Annotated in this window: 23 protein-coding genes; 5 read left to right on the plus strand and 18 right to left on the minus strand. The window is 47.3% G+C overall.

Annotated features, from left to right (window positions below):
* Positions 1-37 precede the first annotated feature (37 nt).
* From ilvC to miaA, 4 genes are all read right to left on the minus strand, one after another.
* Positions 38-1,057: a ketol-acid reductoisomerase gene (gene ilvC, locus GUA87_RS13585; protein WP_193717147.1), complete on the minus strand. Its 1,020-nt coding sequence runs from the start codon at positions 1,055-1,057 to the stop codon at positions 38-40.
* A 54-nt stretch (positions 1,058-1,111) separates the two neighbouring features.
* Positions 1,112-1,621 carry an acetolactate synthase small subunit gene (ilvN, locus tag GUA87_RS13590; RefSeq protein WP_193717497.1) on the minus strand — a complete coding sequence of 170 codons (510 nt, stop codon included), beginning with the start codon at positions 1,619-1,621 and terminating at the stop codon, positions 1,112-1,114.
* A gap of 76 nt (positions 1,622-1,697) precedes the next feature.
* Positions 1,698-3,461, minus strand: a complete 1,764-nt coding sequence (locus GUA87_RS13595; protein ID WP_193717148.1) for an acetolactate synthase 3 large subunit — start codon at positions 3,459-3,461, stop codon at positions 1,698-1,700.
* A 149-nt stretch (positions 3,462-3,610) separates the two neighbouring features.
* Positions 3,611-4,585 (minus strand): tRNA (adenosine(37)-N6)-dimethylallyltransferase MiaA, encoded by a 975-nt coding sequence (miaA, locus tag GUA87_RS13600; RefSeq protein ID WP_193717149.1) that lies wholly within the window; start codon positions 4,583-4,585, stop codon positions 3,611-3,613.
* Between the two features lie 23 nt (positions 4,586-4,608).
* Between miaA and serB the strand changes: the two genes are divergently transcribed.
* Positions 4,609-5,496: a phosphoserine phosphatase SerB gene (serB, locus tag GUA87_RS13605; protein ID WP_193717150.1), complete on the plus strand. Its 888-nt coding sequence runs from the start codon at positions 4,609-4,611 to the stop codon at positions 5,494-5,496.
* A gap of 4 nt (positions 5,497-5,500) precedes the next feature.
* Here serB and GUA87_RS13610 read toward each other — a convergent pair whose 3' ends face one another.
* From GUA87_RS13610 to hflK, 5 genes are all read right to left on the minus strand, one after another.
* Entirely contained in the window at positions 5,501-5,971 is a 471-nt protein-coding gene (locus tag GUA87_RS13610) for a GNAT family N-acetyltransferase (RefSeq protein ID WP_193717151.1), read from the minus strand.
* 77 nt (positions 5,972-6,048) lie between these two features.
* Positions 6,049-7,485 (minus strand): DegQ family serine endoprotease, encoded by a 1,437-nt coding sequence (locus GUA87_RS13615; protein WP_415774801.1) that lies wholly within the window; start codon positions 7,483-7,485, stop codon positions 6,049-6,051.
* A gap of 301 nt (positions 7,486-7,786) precedes the next feature.
* A complete protein-coding gene (locus GUA87_RS13620; protein WP_321575917.1) occupies positions 7,787-7,975 on the minus strand; it encodes a DUF2065 domain-containing protein in 189 nt (62 codons plus the stop codon).
* 74 nt (positions 7,976-8,049) lie between these two features.
* The gene (gene hflC / locus GUA87_RS13625) at positions 8,050-8,925 is read right to left on the minus strand and encodes a protease modulator HflC (RefSeq protein ID WP_193717153.1); all 876 of its coding nucleotides are present in this window, start codon (positions 8,923-8,925) and stop codon (positions 8,050-8,052) included.
* Entirely contained in the window at positions 8,925-10,016 is a 1,092-nt protein-coding gene (gene hflK, locus GUA87_RS13630; RefSeq protein WP_193717154.1) for an FtsH protease activity modulator HflK, read from the minus strand. The genes hflC and hflK overlap by 1 nt, the downstream gene beginning before the upstream one ends.
* Before the next feature lie 138 nt (positions 10,017-10,154).
* On the opposite strand from hflK, the gene apbC reads away from it, so the two are divergent.
* Positions 10,155-11,255 carry an iron-sulfur cluster carrier protein ApbC gene (gene apbC / locus GUA87_RS13635; protein WP_193717155.1) on the plus strand — a complete coding sequence of 367 codons (1,101 nt, stop codon included), beginning with the start codon at positions 10,155-10,157 and terminating at the stop codon, positions 11,253-11,255.
* Positions 11,256-11,281: 26 nt separating this feature from the next.
* Here the strand turns inward: apbC and GUA87_RS13640 are convergent, their stop codons facing one another.
* The 8 genes from GUA87_RS13640 to GUA87_RS13675 form a co-directional block, all read right to left on the minus strand.
* Positions 11,282-11,902, minus strand: coding sequence for a hypothetical protein (locus tag GUA87_RS13640; protein ID WP_193717156.1), 621 nt, complete (start codon positions 11,900-11,902; stop codon positions 11,282-11,284).
* Positions 11,903-12,231: 329 nt separating this feature from the next.
* Positions 12,232-14,910: a pyruvate, phosphate dikinase gene (ppdK, locus tag GUA87_RS13645; RefSeq protein ID WP_193717157.1), complete on the minus strand. Its 2,679-nt coding sequence runs from the start codon at positions 14,908-14,910 to the stop codon at positions 12,232-12,234.
* 31 nt (positions 14,911-14,941) lie between these two features.
* Positions 14,942-16,999 (minus strand): glycine--tRNA ligase subunit beta, encoded by a 2,058-nt coding sequence (gene glyS, locus GUA87_RS13650; RefSeq protein ID WP_193717158.1) that lies wholly within the window; start codon positions 16,997-16,999, stop codon positions 14,942-14,944.
* Positions 16,999-17,895 carry a glycine--tRNA ligase subunit alpha gene (locus GUA87_RS13655; protein ID WP_193717159.1) on the minus strand — a complete coding sequence of 299 codons (897 nt, stop codon included), beginning with the start codon at positions 17,893-17,895 and terminating at the stop codon, positions 16,999-17,001. Before GUA87_RS13655 ends, glyS begins: the two co-directional genes overlap by 1 nt.
* A gap of 94 nt (positions 17,896-17,989) precedes the next feature.
* Positions 17,990-18,196, minus strand: coding sequence for a hypothetical protein (locus GUA87_RS13660; RefSeq protein WP_193717160.1), 207 nt, complete (start codon positions 18,194-18,196; stop codon positions 17,990-17,992).
* A gap of 31 nt (positions 18,197-18,227) precedes the next feature.
* Complete coding sequence (locus GUA87_RS13665; protein WP_227712005.1) at positions 18,228-19,046, minus strand: S49 family peptidase; 819 nt, start codon at positions 19,044-19,046, stop codon at positions 18,228-18,230.
* Between the two features lie 83 nt (positions 19,047-19,129).
* Positions 19,130-19,903, minus strand: coding sequence for a tRNA1(Val) (adenine(37)-N6)-methyltransferase (locus GUA87_RS13670; RefSeq protein ID WP_193717162.1), 774 nt, complete (start codon positions 19,901-19,903; stop codon positions 19,130-19,132).
* A gap of 4 nt (positions 19,904-19,907) precedes the next feature.
* Entirely contained in the window at positions 19,908-20,126 is a 219-nt protein-coding gene (locus GUA87_RS13675; protein WP_193717163.1) for a DUF2007 domain-containing protein, read from the minus strand.
* Between the two features lie 86 nt (positions 20,127-20,212).
* On the opposite strand from GUA87_RS13675, the gene GUA87_RS13680 reads away from it, so the two are divergent.
* The 3 genes from GUA87_RS13680 (at position 20,213) to GUA87_RS13690 (ending at position 23,074) form a co-directional block, all read left to right on the plus strand.
* On the plus strand, positions 20,213-21,295 hold the full coding sequence (locus GUA87_RS13680; protein WP_193717164.1) for a polyprenyl synthetase family protein: 1,083 nt from the start codon (positions 20,213-20,215) through the stop codon (positions 21,293-21,295).
* A gap of 140 nt (positions 21,296-21,435) precedes the next feature.
* On the plus strand, positions 21,436-22,194 hold the full coding sequence (locus tag GUA87_RS13685) for a substrate-binding periplasmic protein (protein ID WP_193717165.1): 759 nt from the start codon (positions 21,436-21,438) through the stop codon (positions 22,192-22,194).
* Between the two features lie 145 nt (positions 22,195-22,339).
* Positions 22,340-23,074 (plus strand): substrate-binding periplasmic protein, encoded by a 735-nt coding sequence (locus GUA87_RS13690; protein ID WP_193717166.1) that lies wholly within the window; start codon positions 22,340-22,342, stop codon positions 23,072-23,074.
* Here GUA87_RS13690 and GUA87_RS13695 read toward each other — a convergent pair whose 3' ends face one another.
* Positions 23,075-23,872 carry a hypothetical protein gene (locus tag GUA87_RS13695; RefSeq protein ID WP_193717167.1) on the minus strand — a complete coding sequence of 266 codons (798 nt, stop codon included), beginning with the start codon at positions 23,870-23,872 and terminating at the stop codon, positions 23,075-23,077. It lies immediately after the preceding gene.
* Between the last annotated feature and the right edge of the window lie 102 nt (positions 23,873-23,974).

Below are 23,974 nucleotides of genomic sequence, written 5' to 3' on the forward strand. Positions count from 1 at the left end.
ATAATCGCCGGCTTTTCTTTTGTTCGTTATAAACGAATTAGTTTTTGGATTTGTCCACGAGAGCTTTTTCACCGATCCAGGACATCATGCCACGAAGTTTTGCACCAACTTCTTCAATTTCGTGCGCATCGTTGAGCGCGCGTGTTGCTTTCAGGAATGGCTGGCGAACTTTGTTTTCCAGCATGAAGTCACGTGTAAACTTACCTGTCTGAATGTCTTCCAGAACGCGTTTCATTTCTGCTTTTGTTTCTGCAGTAATGATGCGTGGGCCTGTTACATACTCACCATATTCCGCTGTGTTTGAGATGGAGTAGTTCATGTTGGCGATACCGCCTTCGAACATCAGGTCAACGATCAGCTTCACTTCGTGCAAGCATTCAAAGTAAGCCATTTCTGGTGCGTAACCAGCTTCAACCAGTGTTTCAAAACCAGCGCGAACCAGCTCAACCAGACCACCACAAAGAACAGCCTGCTCACCGAACAGGTCAGTTTCACATTCTTCTTTAAATGTTGTCTCAATGATACCTGCACGGCCACCACCGTTTGCAGACGCGTATGACAGGGCAAGATCAAGCGCGTTACCTGTTGCGTCCTGATAAACAGCAACCAGAGTTGGAACACCGCCACCACGCAGATATTCAGAACGCACTGTGTGGCCTGGGCCTTTTGGTGCAACCATGAACACGTCCATGTCGGCACGTGGCTCAATCAGGTTAAAGTGAACGTTCAGGCCGTGAGCGAAAACAAGGGCAGAGCCTTCTTTCATGTTTGGCTCTAGATCGTTTTCATAAACGTCAGCCTGCAGTTCATCCGGTGTCAGGATCATGATCACGTCACCCCAAGCTGCAGCTTCTGCTGGTGACATAACTTTCAGGCCTGCGCCTTCGGCTTTTTTAACGGAAGCACTTGTTGGGCGAAGGGCCACAGCAATTTCTTTAACACCTGAGTCTTTCAGGTTGTTTGCGTGGGCGTGGCCCTGGCTACCGTAACCGACGATAACAACCTTCTTACCTTTGATCAGATTTACATCAGCATCGCTATCGTAATAAACGCGCATCTCTCATTTCCTTCTAGATAAATAATGCTTTGATATTCTATTTGGCGATCACCGTTAAATGGTGTCTTTGCCACGTTTCACTGCCACAACACCTGTGCGGCAAACTTCTGTCCGTCCGAGGGTTTCATACTGCGCAATAAACGCTTTTACTTTCCCACGGGCACCTGTCACTTCAAAAATCAGGCTATCTTCGGAGACGTCCACAGTGCGAGCGCGAAAAATATCCGCAACACGCATTGCTTCAACTCTCTTGTCACCCTTGCATTCAACCTTCACCAACGCCATTTCACGTTCAACGCTAGGACCTTCAACCGTCAGGTCCGCAATTTTGTGAACGGGCACAAGCCGCTCAAGCTGTGCTTTAATCTGAGCGATCACCATCTGGGTTCCCGTTGTCACGATTGTAATACGGGAGAGGTTCTCGTTGTCATCCACCTTCGCAACTGTCAGGCTTTCGATATTGTACCCACGGCCTGCGAACAAGCCGATTACACGGGCAAGCACACCGGATTCGTTGTCAACAAGAACTGCAATCGTATGACGATGAATTTCTGTCTGTTCCATCATTGTCCAAGCAACTTTCAATTCACCCTATTCTCTAGGGCATCAAATTCCGTTTCAGTTTCGAGCTTTGCCCGCCTTATACCAAAGTCATGCCCTGTGTCGTGACTTGCGGTCCATCACCTTCTTTGTCATCAGCCAGCAGCATTTCGTTATGCGCGGCCCCGGAAGGCACCATCGGGAACACATTTTCCTGCTTATCGACAATCATATCGACAACTACAGGGCCTTTGATATCAATCATTTCCTTGATTGTATCATCAACCTTGTCAGCTTCGGTACAGCGAAGGCCGGTAGATCCAAAGGCTTCGGCAACCTTCACGAAATCTGGCAAGCTTTCCATATAACTTTCAGAATAGCGGCCACCATGCAGAAGCTCCTGCCACTGACGGACCATGCCCATATATTCGTTATTCAGGATGAAAACCTTAACCGGCAAGCGATATTGCAGGATCGTTGAAAGCTCCTGAATATTCATCATCAAAGACGCTTCACCGGAAACGTCAACAACCAGGCTATCAGGGTGCGCAATCTGAACACCCATCGCAGCCGGAAGACCATATCCCATTGTACCCAGACCACCTGATGTCATCCAACGGTTTGGCTCATCAAATTCCAGATACTGGGCAGCCCACATCTGGTGCTGTCCAACCTCGGTTGTAAAGTAACGGTCCATACCCTTTGTCAGTTCATTCAAACGGCTAAGGGCATATTGTGGTTTAATCACCTGACCATTTTGCTGGAATTTCAGGCAATCGCGGTCGCGCCAGCCATCAATTTCTTTCCACCATTTGGTTAAGGCTTTTGCATCCGGTTTACAAACCTCAGATTTCCAGACCTTGACCATGTCTTCCAGAACATGTCCCACATCACCCACAATCGGCAGATCAACCTTGATATTCTTGTTGATAGAAGAAGGATCAATGTCGATATGGATTTTCTTGGAGTTGGGGGAGAAGGCATCCAGACGGCCTGTAATACGATCGTCAAAGCGGGCACCAACACAAACCATAACATCACAGTCGTGCATGGCATTATTGGCTTCGTATGTTCCGTGCATGCCCAGCATCCCAAGGAACTGCTTGTCCGATGCCGGATAAGCGCCAAGCCCCATCAACGTGCTTGTAATTGGATAGCCAGTCATCTGAACAAATTGCGTCAAAAGCTGTGATGCTTTTGGGCCGGAATTAATAACACCACCGCCACTATAGAAAATTGGCTTCTTGGCCCCGGCGATCATTTTCACCGCTTCTTTAATAGCGCGAAGATCGCCTTTCACCTGTGGTTTATAGCTTTTGTGCTGAACCATGGATGGCGGGATATATTGCCCTGGATTGAACTGGACATCTTTTGGCAGATCAATCACTACAGGGCCTGGGCGGCCTGTTGTTGCCACATGGAAGGCTTCATGCATTGTACGGGCAAGCGTGTTTGTATCTTTCACAAGATAGTTATGCTTCGTCACAGGGCGCGTAATACCGACGGTATCCGCTTCCTGGAAGGCATCATTGCCGATCAAGGCTGTTGCCACCTGCCCGGTCAGGCAGATCAGTGGAATACTGTCCATCATTGCATCTGCAAGTCCTGTCACAGCATTAGTTGCGCCCGGACCTGAAGTCACAAGCACCACACCGGGTTTTCCGGTGGAGCGCGCGTACCCTTCTGCCGCATGGACAGCGCCACCTTCCTGACGAACCAGGATGTGACGGATGCTGTTCTGTTTGAACAGTTCATCATAAATAGGGAGCACAGCACCACCAGGATACCCAAAAATCACCTCGACGCCTTGATCAATCAGCGCCTTGATAACGATTTCTGCACCTGTCATTTCCTGGTTTGCCATAAGGTTTCCCTAGTCTCTCTTCTAGAATTTGGCGAAATAAATTGTCTCTTACGAAAAAACCGCCCGGATTTAGGTCCGAGCGATACATCGGCTAGCACAGCATTTATAGTTAAAAATGACATTTGTGCCAACGGTTGGAAACTAGCCATTCATTTACCGTGGGTCAACAAAAATCGGCGAATAAATGGAAAGAATTCAGCTTCAAAACTTTCCAAATCTTGCGCGGATGACGTAATTGCGGCATTCATCTTATTCCGAACCCATGTCATTTGGCGCTTTGCATAGCGTCTGGTCATCATCTTGATTCTCTCTAGCATGGCTTCTTTGCTAAGGTTTCCGGCCAGATAATCAGCAATTTCCGGTACCCCAAGCGCTTTCATTGCCGGAAGGGCCGGATCCAGATCCCGCTTCAATATGTCGCGTACCTCCTCAATGGCACCACCTTCTTCAATCATCCAATCAAGACGACGATTACATCTGTCATATAGCCATTCTCGATCAGGCGTGAGCGCCAGATGTAAATAGGGTGTCTCCAATACAAGGCCTTCTGGGCTTTTCCGATGCCATTCCCCCAATGGCACGCCGGTCTGCTCCACAACTTCCAACGCACGAAGCAACCTTTGGGTATCTCCTAAATTTAATTTCTCAGCACTTTCAGGATCTTTCTCCTGTAAACGTTTGTAGATAACTTCGTTACCTTCGCGCTTCTGCAGGTCTCTCAGAAAACCACGCACCTCGTCAGTGATTTCAGGCACCTCTGCAATGCCTTTGGTCAGGATTTCAAAATAAAGCCCTGTTCCTCCCACCACAATGGGTAGCGTTCCTTCTTCGTGGCATTTATGGATTTCTGCGAGCGCCATATCGCGCCATCTGGCAGCACTACAAAAATCAGACGGGTCCAACACCCCATATAACCGATGGGGACATTGGGCCTCTTCCTCTTCGCTTGGCCTCGCAGTAATGACACGCAGACCGTCATAAACCTGCATTGAATCTCCGTTAATCACAACACCATTGAACTCTTTTGCAATACTGATCGCCAAAGCGGATTTGCCGCTGGCGGTTGGTCCTGCTAAAAGAATGCAAGCCTGCCCGTTTTGGGGTGTATGTTGATCAGGAGCCATGGCTTCAAATACCGGTAATCAAAATGAATTCAGTTTTAACACTTGTCGCAAACCCCGAAGATCTGCCTTCACTTTCTAGCACATTATCCACGGCAGAAGCCAGATTGCAGGAACTGGGTGCAACAGATATCACACGGACCTGGTTGAAGGATGGGTTTGCTGTAGACCTTGCGTTCACCGCTGAGCTCAATTCAATAGATATTGCAGCTGATTTGGAAGCTGTGGATTGGTGCCTGCAACCAGTAACAAACAGAAAGAAAAAGCTGTTACTTGCGGATATGGATAGCACCATTATCACTGTCGAGTGCATTGATGAGCTTGCCGATTTTGCAGGGTTAAAAGAGCAGGTTTCTGAAATCACTGAAAAAGCCATGCGGGGCGAACTTGAATTTGATGACGCCTTCAAATCCCGTGTCGCCATGCTAACCGGCCTAAAAGAAGAAGTCCTCGATAAGACCTTTGATGAGCGTGTGAAACTCACAGCCGGCGCGCGCACCCTTATTCAAACACTGAAGAAAGACGGCTGTTACAGCGCGTTGGTCTCCGGCGGTTTCACTTATTTCACCGGCCGGGTTCGGGATCTGGTTGGCTTTGATATGGATGACGCTAACGAGCTTTTATTTGAGAATGGCGCCCTCACAGGTAAAGCAGCGGAACCGATCCTCAATTCCTCGGCCAAGCTGGCGAACCTTAACCGCCTGTTGGAAGAAAAAGGCTTGGACCGCTCTCAAAGTGTTGCGATCGGTGACGGGGCAAACGATATCCCAATGATCGAAGCAGCAGGCCTAGGGGTTGCCTTCCACGCAAAACCGAAAGCGCAAGATGCGGCGGATGCCAGTATCCGATATGGCGATCTTACCACGCTCCTTTATTATCAGGGGTATAAAAGCATTGAATTTGTGGAGGATTAATCCGCTACACAGATTTCCTCATGGTGAAACTGGTAGGACGGTCATATCCTTCATGAGCGTCTTCACCCGTTTTAACAAAACCCATTTTCTTAAAAGCGGTTTGATTTTCAGTGAGCTCCACTCTTACCTGTAATTCGAGCGTGTCAAACCCCAATGCCTTTGCCCGAGCGGTTGCAAGCTCAATCAATTCTCTGGCAAGGCCTTGTCCTCTAACAGCTTCATCCACGGCAAGTTTCCCCACATATAGGCAGTCACTCTTAACGGTAAAAAAAATGCAGGCGACAGGCGGCTCCCCGATACACCAGACCTCTTCTTTTCTGCAATGATCGGAAATACTCTCCGGTGACAGTCGACGCATCGAAGAAGGAGGATCGATCCGCCCTTCCATAAATGCAAAAGACTTTTGAATAAGATTTAGAACAGCGGGAATGTGCTCTGACAAAGGATCCAGTTTATAGGTTACTAGGTTAGACATCAGATGCTCCTGTTTCACACAGATTCAAAAAGCCCCGCAAAATGCGGGGCTTTCGCTTACGCAAGAGGTATCTCCCCTCATTCTTTATCAAGGGCTAAAGCTACAAAGCGAGAGTTCGGTCCGCGGCGCACCAGCATCAGAACAGATTTTCTGTCGGTTTCGCGAATTTCACTTAGGGTCTTTTTCACTTCGCCAACCGTTTTTACTGGCTTGAGTTGAACCTCAAGAATGATATCACCCGGACGGATCTCTTTTTCAGCAGCTTCACTGTCGCGATCCACATCAACGACAACCACACCTTCTGCTTCATCGCTCAACTTTAAGCGTTGGCGAATTTCAGACGTAATGGTCGCAAGTTCCATTCCCATAACATTGCTGGTTTTTTCAGCTTCCGGCTCACTGTTACCGTTCAACTTGTCTTCCGCTTTTTCAAGCTGACCAAGTTTCACAGTTTTCGTGACCTTCTCACCATTGCGCCACAACTCAACCTGAACATTGGCGCCCACATCGGATTCCGCAACGGCCCGGGACAGTTCGCGAGTTTCACGTACTTTCTGACCATTGAATTTCAGAACCACATCACCTGCCTTGATTCCGGCTTTATAGGCCGGACCATCTTCAGGAACACCTGCGATCAATACACCTTCGGTATTATCAAGCCCAAGGCCATCAGCAAGTTCTTCTGTTACGTTCTGAATGACAACACCCAACCATCCACGACGTGTTTTACCGTATTTAACAAGCTGCCCTACAACACGTTTGGCAAGTTCAGAAGGAACAGCAAAGCCGATACCAACGCTGCCACCGGATTGAGAGAAGATCGCTGTGTTAATCCCGATAACCTGACCCTTCATGTTAAAGAGCGGGCCGCCGGAATTACCTTTGTTAATAGACGCATCCGTCTGGATATAGTCATCATAAGGACCAGAGCGAATATCACGACCGCGGGCGGAAATGATACCTGCGGTTACAGTGCCACCAAGGCCAAATGGGTTACCGATTGCCATAACCCAATCGCCAACACGGGCCTTATTACTGTTACCCCAATTCACTGCGGCCAGCTTTTTCTTTGTTGGATCAATCTTCAAAACTGCCACATCGATCTTTGGATCCGTTCCCACCAATTCAGCGGGAATTTTTTCACCATCCTGGAAGATCACGAAAATCTCGTCTGCGCCATCAATTACGTGGTTATTGGTGACAACCAGACCGTCTGCATCAATCACAAAGCCGGATCCAAGGGACGTTGCTTTGCGTTGTTTCTGCTCTTTGTCACCACGACCACCGAAATCTTTGAAGAAATCCTCAAAAGGGTGGCCTGGCGGGAACTGAGGGAAACCACCACCACGATTGTTATTTTTTACAATCTGCGTAGTGGAAATATTCACAACCGCGGGGGAGAGTTTCTCCGCTAGGTCAGCGAAGCTATCCGGTGCGCCTTTCGCAAAACTGTTCAGCGAGAAAAATACCACCAGAAGGAATGCAGTAACGCCCCAGACAACAGGCATTGCCATATCTTGGTTACGTGCACGGCTTCTGCTTATTTGTCTTGTTTGACGGACAGGCGCCGCCTTTTCTGAATTTTGATAAGGTGTATACAAGGTTATTTTCCTTCTATTTCCTGTAACGCCCTCTTTTCACATAGGACAAGAGTGGCAACATTCTACTTGGGTTTCAAGTGACCAACGGTTATTTGATCAAATCTCGAACATCCGTTCCAATGATAGGTGGCGGCTAATTATGGCATAATTGTGCAATTTGAATATTTGCAAAAATTTCTTTTAAAAAACTTTACAAATCGCGCTCAAATAACCACTAGCTGCGCAATAGCCAGGCAAAAAACACCCCAAGAATTGCCAAAACCAATCCTGAAGTGCGCAAATGCGCTGTTGGGGTCGCCAGAATAGCGATCATCATCTTCTTCATGCCATTCGGAAACAATGTATAGAGCGCGCCTTCGATAAAAAGCACCAAAGCCCCCGCTAAAAGCAAATCATCCAGCACAGCCAATTCCTTTGAAGAGAAACAAAAAGGCCTGCAAGGAACACCTTGCAGGCCTGATTTAAAGACCAGAAACCTTAGTTTCCAGCTTTACCTTGTGATCCGAAATACCGGAAGAAATCTGAGTCCGGTGACAAGATCATGGTTGTGTCATCATCAGAGATCGCTTCACGGTAGGCCTGCATAGAACGGTAGAATGCGAAGAAATCTGGATCTTGTCCAAATGCTGCGGCAAAAATACGGTTCTTTTCCGCATCACCTGTACCACGAAGAATTTCAGCATCCTTCTTTGCGTTCGCAATCAGAACAGTCCGTTCACGTTCAGCATTCGCGCGGATACGCTGAGCAATTTCGGCACCTTCCGCACGAAGCTGTTTGGCTTCCTGCTCACGTTCGGTCCGCATGCGGTCAAAAACTTTCTGACTGTTTTCGTTAGGTAGGTCAGCACGTACGATACGAACATCCACCACCTGAAGACCGCGGCGTTCGACTTCAACATTTACCTGATTCTTAATTTCATCCATCAGCCGTGAGCGTTCGCCAGACACGATATCCGTCAAGATCTGTGTTGCCAACACCTGACGCACACGGGAGCTTAGCAAAGTACCGATACGGGATGAAGCAACGCGCAAGTCACCGAATGATTGATAGAACAACAACGGATCAGAAATACGGAATCTGGAAAAAGCGTCGACAAGAAGACGTTTCTGATCTTTTGTCACCACTTCGCTACGTGATGCATTCACGGCCAAAACACGCTTTTCAACAAAAATCACATTTTGTACAAATGGAATTTTATACTGAAGCCCAGGTTCCGTAATAATCTTATCAACTTTACCAAAGCGCATTACCATCGCCTGTTGGCGTTCGTCGACAGTGAACAGAGAACTGGCACCGACAATACCAAGAGCCACAACGATGATGGCGAGAATAATGCTAATAGTCTTACCCATTATTTCGCTCCCTTATTTTGCAACTCGTTTAAAGGCAGGTACGGGACAACGCCTTGACCACCACCCGTTTGGCTATCGATAATGACTTTATTTTTACCTTTCAGAACCTCTTGAAGAGTTTCCAGATAAATACGTTGACGTGTCACTTCTGGGGCTTTGCGATATTCTTCATAGATAGAAATAAAGCGGGCGGCATCACCTTCTGCTTCCGCGATCACCTGTTGACGGTAACCTTCAGCTTCCTGACGCATTTTTTCAGCTTCACCACGGGCACGTGGAACAATGTCATTGGCATAAGCCAACGCTTCGTTCTGTGCACGCTCTTTGTCGGCCACAGCCGCCTGAACATCACGGAACGCGTCGATAACTTGTGGTGGTGGATCAGAATCTTCTAGTTTCACTTCTGAAATCTCGACACCCAAACCATAGACATCAACAATCTTCTGCAGTTTTTCCTGAACTTCAAGTTCGATAGCGGAACGACCATCAGTAATCGCATATCTAAGATCAGCACGGCCAATAACTTCACGCATGGCACTTTCTGCAACTGCTTTGATGGTCAATTCCTGTTGTGCAACATTAAACAGGAACTCACTAGCATCGCTGATGACCCAAAGAACCGTGAAGCCGATATTGATGATATTTTCATCACCTGTCAGCATCAGGCTTTCTGATGTTACAGTGCTGCTTCCGCTCGCGTTCTTGCGGAAACCAATTTCGATCTTGTTCACCTTCGTTACGTTCGGTGTCAAAACCGTTTCGATCGGGTATGGCAAGTGATAGTTCAAACCAGGTTTGGTAAGAGCCACTTTTTCGCCAAAGCGAAGAACAACACCTTGCTGGTTTGCTTCAACAGTATAGAATCCACTCGCGAGCCAGCCTGCAATTACAAGAAACAGGATAACAAGGATACCAAAGGCTCCACCGCCACCTCCTGGCAACGTGTCCCTTAATTTGTCCTGACCTTTCTTGATAATGTCTTCAAGGTTGGGAGGCTGCTGACCACTTGGTCCCTGCCCCCAAGGCCCGCGGTTCCCACCGCCTCCACCTTGCCAACCTCCACCATTACCACCTTGATTATTCCAAGGCATGGGATAACCTCTCCTCTGTTTTTCGCAGCACAATTGCTAACTCGTGTTACAAGGGTTATATGACACCCAGATAAATTGTGCAATGTAGGCACATTGCATTCTGTACCCATTTGATGATGAATACTGGAGTTTTCAAGTATGGCCGGCCTTTCGGAGCAAACAATCCTCGAACTTCTGTCCAAAATTCAGGATAAAAAGCGGGGTAAGGACATCGTCTCCCTTGGAATGGTCCAAGGATTGATCATAAAAGATGGCAATGTTGCTTTTGCACTGGCCATTGATCCTGCTGAAGCGGGTGAAATGGAAGTCCTTCGAAAAGAAACAGAACAGGCTGTGTTTGGAATGGATGGTGTTAAGTCGGTCAGTGTTGTTCTCACCGCCGAAAAACAAGGTGCTCAAACGACTGCACCACATGCTCCGCAACAACCGCAGCAAAAACCTGAAGTTCCTGGTGTGGCTTCCATCGTCGCAGTCGCCTCAGGCAAAGGCGGCGTGGGTAAGTCAACATGCTCTGTCAATCTGGCGCTCGGACTTGCTGCGCAAGGTCTTAATGTAGGGATTCTGGACGCTGATATTTATGGACCTTCCCTGCCTCGTATGCTGGGACTTTCCGGCAAACCCGACACCAAAGATGGCAAGAAACTCATCCCAATGGAAAAATGGGGTCTTAAAGTTATGTCCATGGGTTTCCTTGTAGAAGAAGACACACCCATGATTTGGCGTGGTCCGATGGTTATGAGCGCCTTACAACAAATGATCTTTGATGTAGAATGGGGGCAACTGGATGTTCTGGTCGTTGACATGCCGCCGGGCACTGGTGATGCGCAACTTACCATGGCACAACGGGTTCCTCTTACGGGATCTGTGATTGTCTCTACTCCTCAGGACATAGCTCTACTTGATGCCCGCAAAGGTCTCAATATGTTCCGTAAAACAGAAGTCCCTGTTTTCGGCATCATCGAAAATATGAGTTATTTCCTCTGCCCATCCTGCGGGGAGCGAAGCGATATTTTTGGTCATGGTGGCGCTGAAGAAACTGCCAAAGAGCTCGGCATTGATTTCCTCGGTGCGGTTCCCCTTCATATGGAAATCCGAGAAACTTCTGATGCAGGCACTCCAATCACCGCGACAAAACCGGATGGAGAGCATGCAAGTATCTACAAACAGCTTGCGGAGAAAATTCAGGATAAAATTGAAGCTGAGCTTGCCCAATCGGGCCCTGCCTTTGTGATTGAATAAACCGATAAGATCAGGGCGCCCCGTTTCTAATTTTCAAACGGGGCGTCTTTATAATGCGTTTTCATCACATCTTCGCGGAGCAGATATTTCCCGTCAAACATCCCTGCATCAGCAAGGTTTTTGAAAGCATGATTGAATTTTTCTAGAAGATCAGCCCTCGAATTATTGACCCAAAGAACAATTGGCTTGGTCACAAGCGGGGTGAAGGACAGTTTTCTATTGTTTCCCATGCGGTCCATGTACCACCTGAAATCATCAGATCCCCAAAGATTTGGCACACGACCTTTCAAAAACATGGAAACTGCCGTTTTGATATCTTTCGCCTTCGACAGGCGAATTTTATTTTCTTTAGCATTCTGATCCAGATTAGGCATAAAGAGATAAGGGGATTTCATACCGTTTACGACCAAGAGATGCTGATCGAACATATCTTCTTCTTTGCTTGGGGACTCCCGATAAGGGACGTAACTATAGACGCCGGCAGACCAGGGGGAGAACCATTTACTCGCCGTACAGCAATCCTTTAATTGTCCAAAGTCCAAAGTAATAAGTGCATCCGCCACCCCTTTCCTCACCATCTGATAGGCTCTGGACAACGGGACAACCTGCACCTCACACATGATCTCAGCATTTTCGCAGATAGCCAACACCGTTTCTCCAACTGTGCCAGAAAAACTCCCATCTTCTGCTATATGTAAAAGAGGTGGAATTGAGAAAGACGCCACCTTCAAAACTGGCCAGGTGGATGTATCTTTGGCCTGAGATACGGGTATGCCGAGGAAAAAAGCGAATGCGATAAACAATATTGAACAGGTTCGAGTTATGTATTTTATTGACAGTATGGGCATAACTAAAACTCTCTACAAAATGAGCAAACCCCCTATCCTCAAAGTTTATATACAAATTTACTAATTTTATTTTAAAGAAAAAAAAGGCCGGCATAAATACCGGCCTCTCCTTTAATTAGCCAAATGTTTTACGCCTCTGAAACACGGGTCATACCGAGGGCTGCCTGAGCAGCCGCAAGACGTGCAATCGGCACACGGTACGGAGAACAGGACACGTAATCCAGCCCAATTGTTTCACAGAAATCGATACTGGATGGGTCGCCGCCATGCTCACCGCAGATACCAAGTTTGATATCTTCACGTGTCACACGGCCACGTTCCGCAGCCAGTTTTACGAGCTCACCAACACCGTCTCGGTCCAAGGAGACAAACGGATCAGTGTCGTAAATACCTTGTGTAATATAGTCTTCAAGGAAAGACCCTGAATCGTCACGGCTGATACCGTAGGTTGTCTGAGTCAGGTCATTCGTCCCAAATGAGAAGAATTCAGCCTGATTGGCAATCTGCCCTGCCTGCAAGGCTGCACGTGGAAGCTCAATCATTGTACCAATAAGGTATTCCACAGAGGCACCGCTCTCTTCTTCGATTGTAGCTGCAACCGCCTCAATCTTCCCTTTCAGAATTTCCAGTTCTTTCTCTGTTGCAACAAGCGGGATCATGATCTCCGGGATCACAGTCTCTCCAAGCTCTTTACTCACTTCTGCGGCGGCTTCCAAAATGGCACGTGCCTGCATTTCATATATTTCCGGATAAGAAATACCTAATCGACAACCACGGTGTCCCAACATCGGATTAAACTCATGCAGTTGAAGTGCACGGTGACGAAGTTTTTTAGCATCCGCACCCAAGGCTTTAGCCAGGTCGTCAATTTCTTCATCAGTTTTTGGCAGGAATTCATGAAGTGGTGGATCCAGTAGACGAACTGTTACTGGCAGACCAGACATAATACGGAACAGCTCCACAAAATCTGCTTTCTGCACTGGCAGAAGTTTCGCTAAAGCCTCTTCCCGCTCATCCAGTGTATCTGCGAGGATCATCTGGCGAACAGCAACGATGCGGTCTGCGTCAAAAAACATGTGTTCTGTCCGGCAAAGACCAATGCCTTCCGCACCAAATTTACGGGCTGTTTCTGCATCAAGTGGTGTTTCCGCATTTGTACGGACACGAAGACGGCGAATTTCGTCCGCCCATGCCATCAAAGTACCGAATGTACCTGAAAGCTCTGGCAGGATCATATCAACAGATCCCAGCATGACTTCACCAGTACCGCCGTCAATTGTAATAATGTCACCCTTATTGAAGGTCTGACCAAGAACGGACATGGTCTCTTCGCGGTAATCAATGTTGATGGAACCAGCACCGGACACACAGGCACGGCCCATGCCACGGGCAACCACAGCAGCGTGTGAAGTCATACCACCACGGCTGGTTAGAATACCTTTTGCGGCGTGCATGCCATGAATATCTTCAGGACTGGTTTCAATCCGAACCAAAATAACTGATTTGCCTTCCGCAGCCAGTTTCTCGGCTTCATCACTGTTGAAAACAATTTCACCTGATGCAGCACCCGGGGATGCTGGCAAACCACGCGCGATAATGTTTCTTTCAGCATCTGGATCAAGTGTAGGGTGTAATAGCTGGTCCAGTGAAGAAGGCTCAATACGCTCAATTGCTTCTTCGCGGGTAATCATCCCCTCTTCCACCATGTCCACTGCGATCTTCAAGGCCGCTTTCGCTGTACGTTTACCTGAACGGGTTTGAAGCATCCAGAGCTTGCCCTGCTGGACAGTAAATTCAATGTCCTGCATATCGCGGTAGTGATCTTCCAGTTTGTGGTAAACCTCAACAAGCTGTGTAAAGACGGATGGGAACAACTCTTCCATGGAAGGTGCATCATCGCCTGCTTCTTCGCGCGCTTCCTTCGTCAGGTTCTGTGGGGTACGGATACCGGCCACAACATCTTCACCCTGCGCGTTTACAAGGAATTCACCGTAGAAGCGTTTTTCGCCAGTCGATGGGTTACGGGTAAAGGCAACACCAGTTGCACTATCATCGCCCATATTGCCAAACACCATGGCCTGAACATTAACGGCTGTACCCCATTCAGCAGGAATATCATGTAGACGGCGATATTTAATCGCACGTTGGTTCATCCAGGAACCAAACACAGCGGTAATAGCACCCCAAAGCTGATCATTTACATCTTGCGGGAACGGACGGCCCAGCTCTTCCTGAACTTTGGCTTTATACTGACCCACCAGATTTTCCCAATCATCTGCGGAAAGGTCCGTATCCAGAATGTAGCCATTTTCTTCTTTCAGAATTTCCAGCAATTCTTCAAAGTGGTGATGTTCAACACCCAACACAACATCTGAATACATCTGGATAAAACGACGGTAGCTGTCGTATGCAAAGCGTTTATCGCCAGATTGTACAGCAAGTCCAGCGACTGTGTCGTCGTTCAGACCAAGGTTCAAAACCGTGTCCATCATCCCCGGCATTGAAGCGCGAGCACCGGAACGAACAGAAACAAGAAGAGGTTGCTCTTTGTCACCAAAACGACCACCAACTGAATCTTCGATTTTATCTACCGCCGCTGATACTTGATCCGCCAGATCTTCTGGATACTTCTCATCATTATCGTAATAGGCAGTACAAACTTCCGTTGAAATGGTAAAGCCCGAAGGAACCGGCAAGCCCAGATTACTCATCTCGGCGAGGTTGGCACCTTTACCGCCGAGCAGGTTTCTCATATCAGCCTGTCCGTCTGCGGTTCCATCTCCAAAGGAATAAACCCACTTCGTCATCGTTCCGTTCACTTTCACTTGCTAGTAATTATTAGCCTTCGATTTTCGAAAGGTCCGCCAATTGGTCGAGCGCATTACGAATGCTCGACAACAGGCGAAGTCTGTTCACGCGGACGTTCGCATCATCCGCGTTCACAATCACATCATCAAAGAAGTCATCAACTGGTTTACGCAAAGTTGCCGCTGCTTTAAACGCAACATCAAATTCGTCATTCCCAAGTGCAGCGCCAAGCATAGGCAGTACTTCTTCAATACGATTAAATAGGGCAGTTTCCTGACTTTCCGCCATTAACGCGGCATCAGGCTGCTGATCATATGAGGCGTCATCCTTCTTCTCTTCGATTCGAAGAATGTTCGCCGCACGGCGATACGCCACCAAAAGGTTCGCACCATCATCTGAGTCCAAAAATGATGAAAGCGCATCCACCTGTGCCATCAGACGGACTAGATCGCTGGTTCCACCAAGTGCAAAGATTGCCGCCACATAATCGTGACGTACATTTTTTTCTTTCAGGTGAACCTTCAGGCGATCTGCAAAGAAATCAAGAAGCTCTTCAGCATTCAATTTCTCATCAATGATCTGCAATTCATCTGCTGTTTTGAAAATCTTTACAAGCGGCAGGCGCAATCCATTCTCAAGAACCAGACGGATAACACCCAACGCCGCACGGCGAAGCGCGTATGGATCCTTTGAACCTGTTGGTTTCTCATCCATTGCGAAGAAACCAACAAGCGTGTCGATCTTATCCGCCAAGGCAACCACAACACTTACTGGATCGGATGGGCACGTATCACTTGGCCCAAGCGGGGAGTAATGTTCCTGCAATGCTTTTGCGACGGATGGTTTTTCACCATCATGTTCCGCATAATAGCGGCCCATCAAACCCTGAAGGTCAGCAAACTCACCAACCATTTCCGTGGTCAGGTCAGCCTTACACAGCAGCGCTGCGCGTTTGCAATCCTCTACATCCGCACCGGCTACAAATGGCGCAATTGCTTCACTCAAAGCCACAATACGAGAGATCTTTTCCCGAACCGTTCCAAGGCGTGCGTGGAACACCACTTTATCAAGTGGGTCAAGACGATCTTCAAGGCGACCTTTACGGTCCTGATCCCAGAAAAATTTCGCATCGGATAAACGCGCGCTTAACACACGCTCATTACCGGCAGTGATTTTCTTGCCACCATCTTCAGCCCGCAAGTTAGCAACCGTAATAAAATACGGCGCCATTTTCCCGCTATCATCTGAAAGAGAGAAATACTTCTGATGACTACGCATCGCTGAAATAAGAGCTTCTTGTGGTACATCCATGAATTGCGGATCTACGCGCCCGATCAGACTTTCCGGCCATTCAACAAGACCGGCCACCTCTGCAAGCAGTCCCTGATCTTCGATGAGTTTAACGTCTTCAGACGCGGCAAGGCGTTCTGCATCTTTGGCGATGATGGATTTTCGCTCATCATGCTCAAGCACCACAAAGGCACTACGAAGTTTTGCTTTGTAATCGTCAAATCCTGTAACCGTGATGGCATCAGGTGCCATAAAGCGGTGACCAAATGTCTGATTGGAAGAGGTTAAGTGCTCCCAACTAAATGGCAGTGTCTCTCCGTCAAACAGGCACAGAATGGAATGCAAAGGCCGCACCCAACGTGCTGTATGGTCTGACCATTTCATTGGCTTTGGCCAAGGCAGGTTAGAGAGCGCCGCTGGCAGGATTTCAGCCAACACATCAGCCGTCTTTCCGCCTTTTGTTTCAATCACTGCGTAATAGAACGCGCCTTTTGGTGTTTCACGTTCTTCTAGTTGTTCTTGAGTGAGACCAGTGGAGCGCAGAAAACCTTCCAGCGCCTTTTCTGGTGCCCCAACACGTGGACCGCGGCGTTCTTCAGATTTATCAGGTTGCGCAACGGAAAGGTCATTGATCACCAGTGTCAAACGGCGCGGTGTGGAATGAGACGCTACTGCTCCAAATTCCAGACCTTTATCTTTCAGCGCTGATGTCACAAGACGTGCCAGATCATCAGCGGCTTTCACCTGCATCCGCGCAGGGATCTCTTCAGAGAAAAGCTCAAGCAGAAATTCAGCCATTATGCTTCCTCCTCATTCAGATGTCCGCGATTGCGCAACCACTGTTCGGCACAACCTTTGGCAAGCGCACGCACACGGCCAATATAGGCCGCACGTTCTGTCACACTGATAACGCCCCGCGCATCAAGCAAGTTGAATACATGGCTTGCTTTCATGCATTGGTCATAGGCTGGCAATGCCAAGCCAGCTTCCAAAACTTGTTGGCACTGTTTTTCGGCATCTGCAAAATGGCGGAACAGAATTTCCGGATCAGAATGCTCAAAGTTGTAGGCGGACATTTCCTGCTCGTTTTGCAAGAACACATCCCCGTAAGTCACACCCTCATTGTTCCACTTGAGGTCATACATACGATCCACACCTTGCACATACATGGCAAGACGCTCCAGTCCATATGTCAGCTCGCCAGATACGGGAGAGCAGTCAAAACCACCAACTTGCTGGAAGTAAGTGAACTGGCTGACTTCCATGCCGTCACACCAGACTTCCCAACCAAGACCCCACGCCCCCAGTGTTGGGCTTTCCCAGTCATCTTCCACAAAGCGGATATCATGGTTCTTTGGGTCGATACCCAGCGCATAAAGGCTTTGAAGATACAAATCCTGAATATTATCAGGTGACGGCTTCATAATGACCTGAAACTGGTAATAGTGCTGACCACGGTTCGGGTTTTCACCATAGCGACCATCGGTTGGACGGCGGGAAGGCTGCACATAGGCCGCATTCCATGGCTCAGGACCTAACGCACGTAAAGTTGTCGCAGGGTGAAATGTACCCGCGCCGACTTCCATGTCATAAGGCTGAAGAATAACGCATCCCTGATCTGCCCAGAAATGCTGCAAAGTCAGGATCAAGTCCTGAAAGGAGTTAGATGCCACCGGGGCCGAACTAGTCGACATTGAAGCTGACCATATGTTTTTTGTTAAAGCTAGTGCGCTGCAACATAATGGTCACGAAACGGTGGGTCAACAAAGCAAAGGCTGCTTTTCTAAATCATTTCTCACAAACATGATCTTCAATCGCGGCAACATAGGTCCCGCAGTCAGGGCATTTTTGCAGTTCTGTCGTCTGATCGGTCGTTTTTTCCTGCTTATTCGCGGAGATTTCACCGCTTTCGTCTTTTTTGCGAAATTGGCGGGCGATAATAAATACCGCTCCGACAACAACTGCCAATAATATGATTTTCAAAGGTGAGAGCATTTTACCCGCCTAGTCTTGCTATCAGAACGAATCAGAGGCCAAATCGTTGCCAACTTGCTTCTTCGCGAATCCCACCAATAGCCGCACCAACCGCAACACCTGGAAGAGATTGACTACCAAGGCCAAGAGTTTTCTGGATCCAACTCTTGCGGCCTTCATGAAGTTCAAGCTTCACGTCTTCACCGTATTTTTCGCGCATGAAAGATCTCATATCCGCAATACCATCAATCAGACCAAGCTCTTCCGCTTTCTTGCCTGTCCAAACGTCCCCTGAGAAGAGCTCTTTATCTTTGCGTTTTTTGAGGCGCTCACCACGGCGCTCTTTCACGTAACCCTTGAAGTTTTCATGAATTTCGGTTTGAACTTTCTTCAACCACTCAATGTCATCTTCTTTTTCCGGACTAAATGGATCAAGTTTGGATTTATTGTCGCCTGCCGCATAAATGCGCCGCTCCACCCCAAGCTTCTCCATCGCACCTGTAAAGCCAAAACCCGCTGAGATCACACCGATAGAGCCAACAATTGAGTTCTGATCTGCGTAGATCTCATCGGCACAAAGGCCGAGCCAATACCCACCGGACGCCATCACATCTTCGGCAAAAGCGTATACGGGAACTTCCTTCTCATCCGCCAACTGACGAATACGCTTCGCAATTAAGGCTGACTGAACCGGTGATCCGCCAGGTGAGTTGATTGACAAGGCAATCGCAGAAAGGTTCTTTGTTTCGAACGCCTCCTTAATAATCCCGGCAACTCCCATCAGGTTCAGATGTTCGCCGCGCAACTTCCCTCCCCCAGGTGCAATCACACCGTGAAGAGCAATAACAGCAACCACTGGATCTTTTTTCATCCAGCGCTTTAAAGGTGTTTTTTCAAGAAGAGATTTTATTTTCATGTATCTAAAAGTAATCGCTGATTTTAAAGGCGCAAGCCTTATTTGTAGATGTCTTCCAAACCGATACCTTCACGAAGTATTCGCTCACTTATTTCAGTGGGCTGCCCGTTCTTTTCATGGAGCACAAGGCCAGGAAGAATAATGTTTCCACTCTTATCTTCTTTGACGCCCTGGACGATAACCCGTTTGGCAGGTGTTTCCTTATTTGGCCACAACGGAATAACCGTCAACCTGCCGCACTGGCTTTCCAAGGTTTTCAATATATCTGTTAGGCGGTCGGTTCTATGGATAACTGAAATTTGCCCTCTGGGCTTTAACCGGGCGACACAGAATTTAAGCCAACTCTCAAGGTCAACCGCCCCTTCCACATGGGCTGTCGCTTTAATTTGATCAGGAGAAGATTGCGCTTTTCCATCCGCATAAAAGGGAGGGTTCGTTACAACATGATCAAAAACATCGTTCAAGAAAGGGCGATCATTTGGTCCTTCCATGCCATTGAATGCTGTACGATCTCCAATATCCACATTCAGAATATGAAAATCCTCGGCACAGTTATTTGCACGGGCATTTTCCAACGCCTGATCTGCCAGCACCTTCTGACATTCGATTCCATAAATACTGGCTTTTGGCATTCGATGTTTAATACAGATGCCAACAGTCCCAACACCTGTCCCCACATCCAATACCGAGACCTTAGCACTTCGGTTGACAGACGCGGCTAATAGGACAGCGTCTGATCCAGCACGAAACCCTTTTTTGGGTTGCCTAATTTGAATTTTGCCATCCAAAAACTTATCGTTGGTCCACTCCATAGGGTTATTCTTTTACCTCACCCGGCGCTAAATCCTCTACAATCACTTTTGCGCGCTCAAGATCTTCTTCTGCGACAACGACCCGACGCTGGATGGCACCAATACTGCCCTCCAGTATGGATGTATGCTCATCCAGAATAACGGCATCGATTCCCTCATCCTTCAGAACAGCTACCAGATAGGAAATCAAAACCGGATCATTTGCACGAATTAGCTCTTTCAAGGCTTAAACCCCCGTTGAATTTGCGTGAATTAAATTATAATTCAGGGTAAAGCTCAAGGATTAGTACTGTAGCTTGACCCTGCGGCATGTTCAGCTATGCTCTCGGCGGTTTTGCCTTAAGGCGTTTTAGGAAGTGTGAGGCGGTTTTGGAACTTTCACCAAATCTGGACAAAAACAGTAACAAATCCCAATTGAATGCGTCCTTGACGCCTTTGATGGACATTGTTGCCGATGATCTGAAAGATACGAACCAGATCATTCTGGATCGAATGCACAGCGACGTGGAACTGATCCCAGTTCTTGCCCGCCATTTGATTGCTGCAGGTGGCAAACGTCTACGCCCTGTTCTCACTCTTGGAGCTGCAAAACTCTGTGGTTATGAAGGTGATCGCGCGAAGAAGCTCGCGGCCTGCGTTGAATTTATTCATACCGCCACCCTTCTTCATGATGATGTTGTCGATGAAAGTGATCTTCGCCGCGGTAACGAAACTGCAAATGCCGTTTGGGGGAACCAGGCCAGCGTTCTGGTTGGGGACTTCCTTTTTAGCCGCTCCTTCCAATTGATGGTCGAAGATGGTTCACTGGAAGTTCTCCGTGTTCTGTCCAACGCATCAGCTGTCATTGCAGAGGGTGAAGTTCTGCAATTGATGAATGTCGGTGATATCAATGTTACCGAAGAAAGCTATTTCGAGGTTATCGCAGCCAAAACCGCTGCGCTTTTTGCTGCAGCAACTCGTGTTGGCGCCGTTGTCGCAAACCGGCCTGAAAATGAGGTTGATGCTTTGGAAGAGTTTGGCATGAACCTTGGCATCGCGTTTCAGCTTATCGATGATGCACTTGATTATTCTGCTGAACAGCAATCCTTGGGAAAAACCATTGGAGATGACTTCCGTGAAGGCAAAGTCACTATGCCTGTTCTTCTGGCCTACCGTGCCGGCGATGAAGAAGAAAAAGCGTTCTGGACCCGCGTGATTGAACAAGAACAAAATGACGGTGACTTGGATGAAGCAATGCGCCTCATAGAAAAACACCAAACCATCCGAGGTACTTTTGACACCGCACTGAAATATGGTGACATGGCGAAAGCGAACTTGGGATTGTTTGCTGATGGACCTGAAAAAGCGGCTCTTATCAGCGCTGTCGATTTTGCAATTGAGCGAGCTTACTAAAATTGTCGAGCATGTGACATTCATCTGGCTCTCATGTAATTTTTTCGCCCGACTACCGTTATAATTCTGGATGTTTCCCCTTCAAGCGTTAGGTAGATATAATACCTCTATCTGTGTTTTGGTATTCAAGGGCGATATCCATGATTAAGTCAGGCTGTTTGAGGATCGGTATTCTCGGGATCTTATTTTGCTTCGCCTCGCCAGCCTTCACCCAAGAATCAACACCTGTTCTCCAGACGATTGGGCAAGAGCCATATAGCTATCTAGTCGATGACAATAGATATGAAGGCTATCACTATGAAATCGCCAACAGCATTTTGAAACAGGCCGGGTACAAGGTTACCGCAGAACCACCCCCCCTTAAACGCCTCATTCATAATCTTAAAGAAGGTCATTCTGATTGCATTCTGGCTGCCAACTCGCCTTTTGCAAGAAAGCACTTCATAGCTGTCGAAGAGATTGGGCACAATTTGCAGGTCGGCATTTTGCCGCGTGAAGGGATAAACCCTTCAGAATATGAAGACTTGCAGGGGCTGGCAATTGCGGTTCCACAAGGCATGACCATCGGAGAGCCGTTTGACAGCGACACGTCGCTCATTAAAGTTTCCACTCCCGACTATAATCAAAGCTCTTTAATGCTAAAGCACAATAGGATTGACGCAATTATGGGGGCACTGGAAAGCATCCGCTTCAGCGCCTATAAAGTTCTTCCAAACGAACAACCGAGATATGGCACTCCATTGATAATACAATCCCTTCCTGTCGCGCTGATATGCAACAAGGACAAAATAGACACTGAGATTGTCAAACGGCTGAAGACCGCCACTCAGGAACTCAAAGCCAATGGCACAATTGAAAAGATTATTTCAAACTTCTTTGCCAATTTATTTGCTAGCTAACCGAGCATATGAGCTTTGGCAGCACCACCCAGAAGTAACACGCCGCCTAATTTAGTTAACTTTCATGTTACTTTTTGTCATTATACTAACAAGTTATAGTCAAGACTGACTTTGAATAGTCAGATATTTGTATTGGATAACAGCAATGTTTCGCTGCTTTGCCATGTTAATCTTACTATCAATTACCATGCCACTGCAGGCTTTTGCTGCGCCAGTGTGCAGCAGCATGAAGATTGCCTATTCCGAAAATTGGTATCCCCTTTCCTATGACACGCAGTCCTCAAAAGCGCTGGGAATTGCCCTTGATATTCACCGAAGCATTTTGAAAAAACTCAAAATTCAAGCTGAATTTCTGAGCGAGATACCTTGGAAACGACAATTATCAATGGTGCAAGATGGTGCGATTGATGCAATAGCGACCCTCAATTACAACGAAGACCGAGCAAGGACATACATTCTAACGGCTCCCATTCATCAGTTTAAGGTCCGCGCCTTCGCGAAAAAAGGAAAGGGCACAACTTTTGAAAATGTCAGTGATTTAAAAAATTTCCGCATCGCCTATTCAAGAGGCTCAAGTTATGGGAGGGTATTTAACGAACTCGCCGCTAACAGCCCCCTAATTCAACCCATAAACGGTACCAAAAAAATTATTGAACTATTGATTGCTGATCGCGTTGACTTCATTGTTCTTCCCCATCACTTGGGCGAGAAACTTATCGTGGACGCCGGGTATCAGAATGCGATTGAAGCAACGGGACCTGTGATATTTTATCAAAATGTCCACATGGCAATTTCCAAGAAATCACAGTGCTCAGATATCGTTGACAGTTATAACGAGGCATTAAAGGAAATAAGACAGCAGAAGGATATTTCTGGCTGATTAATAAATACTGTGCCCGAGGTACTTATCCTTGATCTTCCAGAGCAAGTCTCGATTTTGAGGTTTGGCAAATTCACCATCTAGCAACGCCAGAAACTCAGCCCCCCAAGAGACATTTGGATTCACCGCCAGAAAGAATGGTTTAGGACTCTGGCACCCGTTAATTCGGTAGCGAGCAGCGATATCAGTTCCTTTTTGATTATTTTGCTCAAGTTCCAAATACCATTTCACAATATTGATATCTTCCACAAGTGTATCAATGCGCCCCGCATTAAGAAGCTTCATTAAACGAACCAACCCTTCACTACCGGCCACACTTATCAAATGGCTTTTATTCTCAGGCTGGGAAATATACGTATCAGTGGGCTCTCCATAACCATAATTTGCAACATAGCCTAACTTGCCATTGAACGATCTCAAAGAGGAAGGACCGTCGTAATTCCAATTGTTCTGCGACAAAGAAATATAACATACCTGATATGTATCAATTGGAATTTTTGTCATTCTAAAATCAGGCGCTTCGGAGTAAACAGCGGTTAGAAGGCCGCTTATGTCATTATCATTTCGCGCCACTTCGATCGCCCTACTCCAAGGGTAAGAGCTTACGACCAGTTCAATACCATGTTTCCCTAATATAGTTTCAAGATATTCATGGACTATGCCTTTTACGCCGCCCTCATCACAGGCATACGGACACCAGTCTGTTGTTGCAAGTGCTACAGTCTTAGGGATATCGGCATTAACTGGCCGGGCCAAAAGAAGGCCAAATCCTAATAAACCAAGCATCTTTAAATACATAAAAATATGCGCCCTATTAAGTTATAATTTATTAATATATATCGATAAAACAATTTTGGAAATGTATCTTCTTTTGCAGCTTGTTAACCATATCTCTGATAT

The organism is Sneathiella sp. P13V-1, from assembly GCF_015143595.1.
Classification (GTDB): Bacteria; Pseudomonadota; Alphaproteobacteria; order Sneathiellales; family Sneathiellaceae; genus Sneathiella.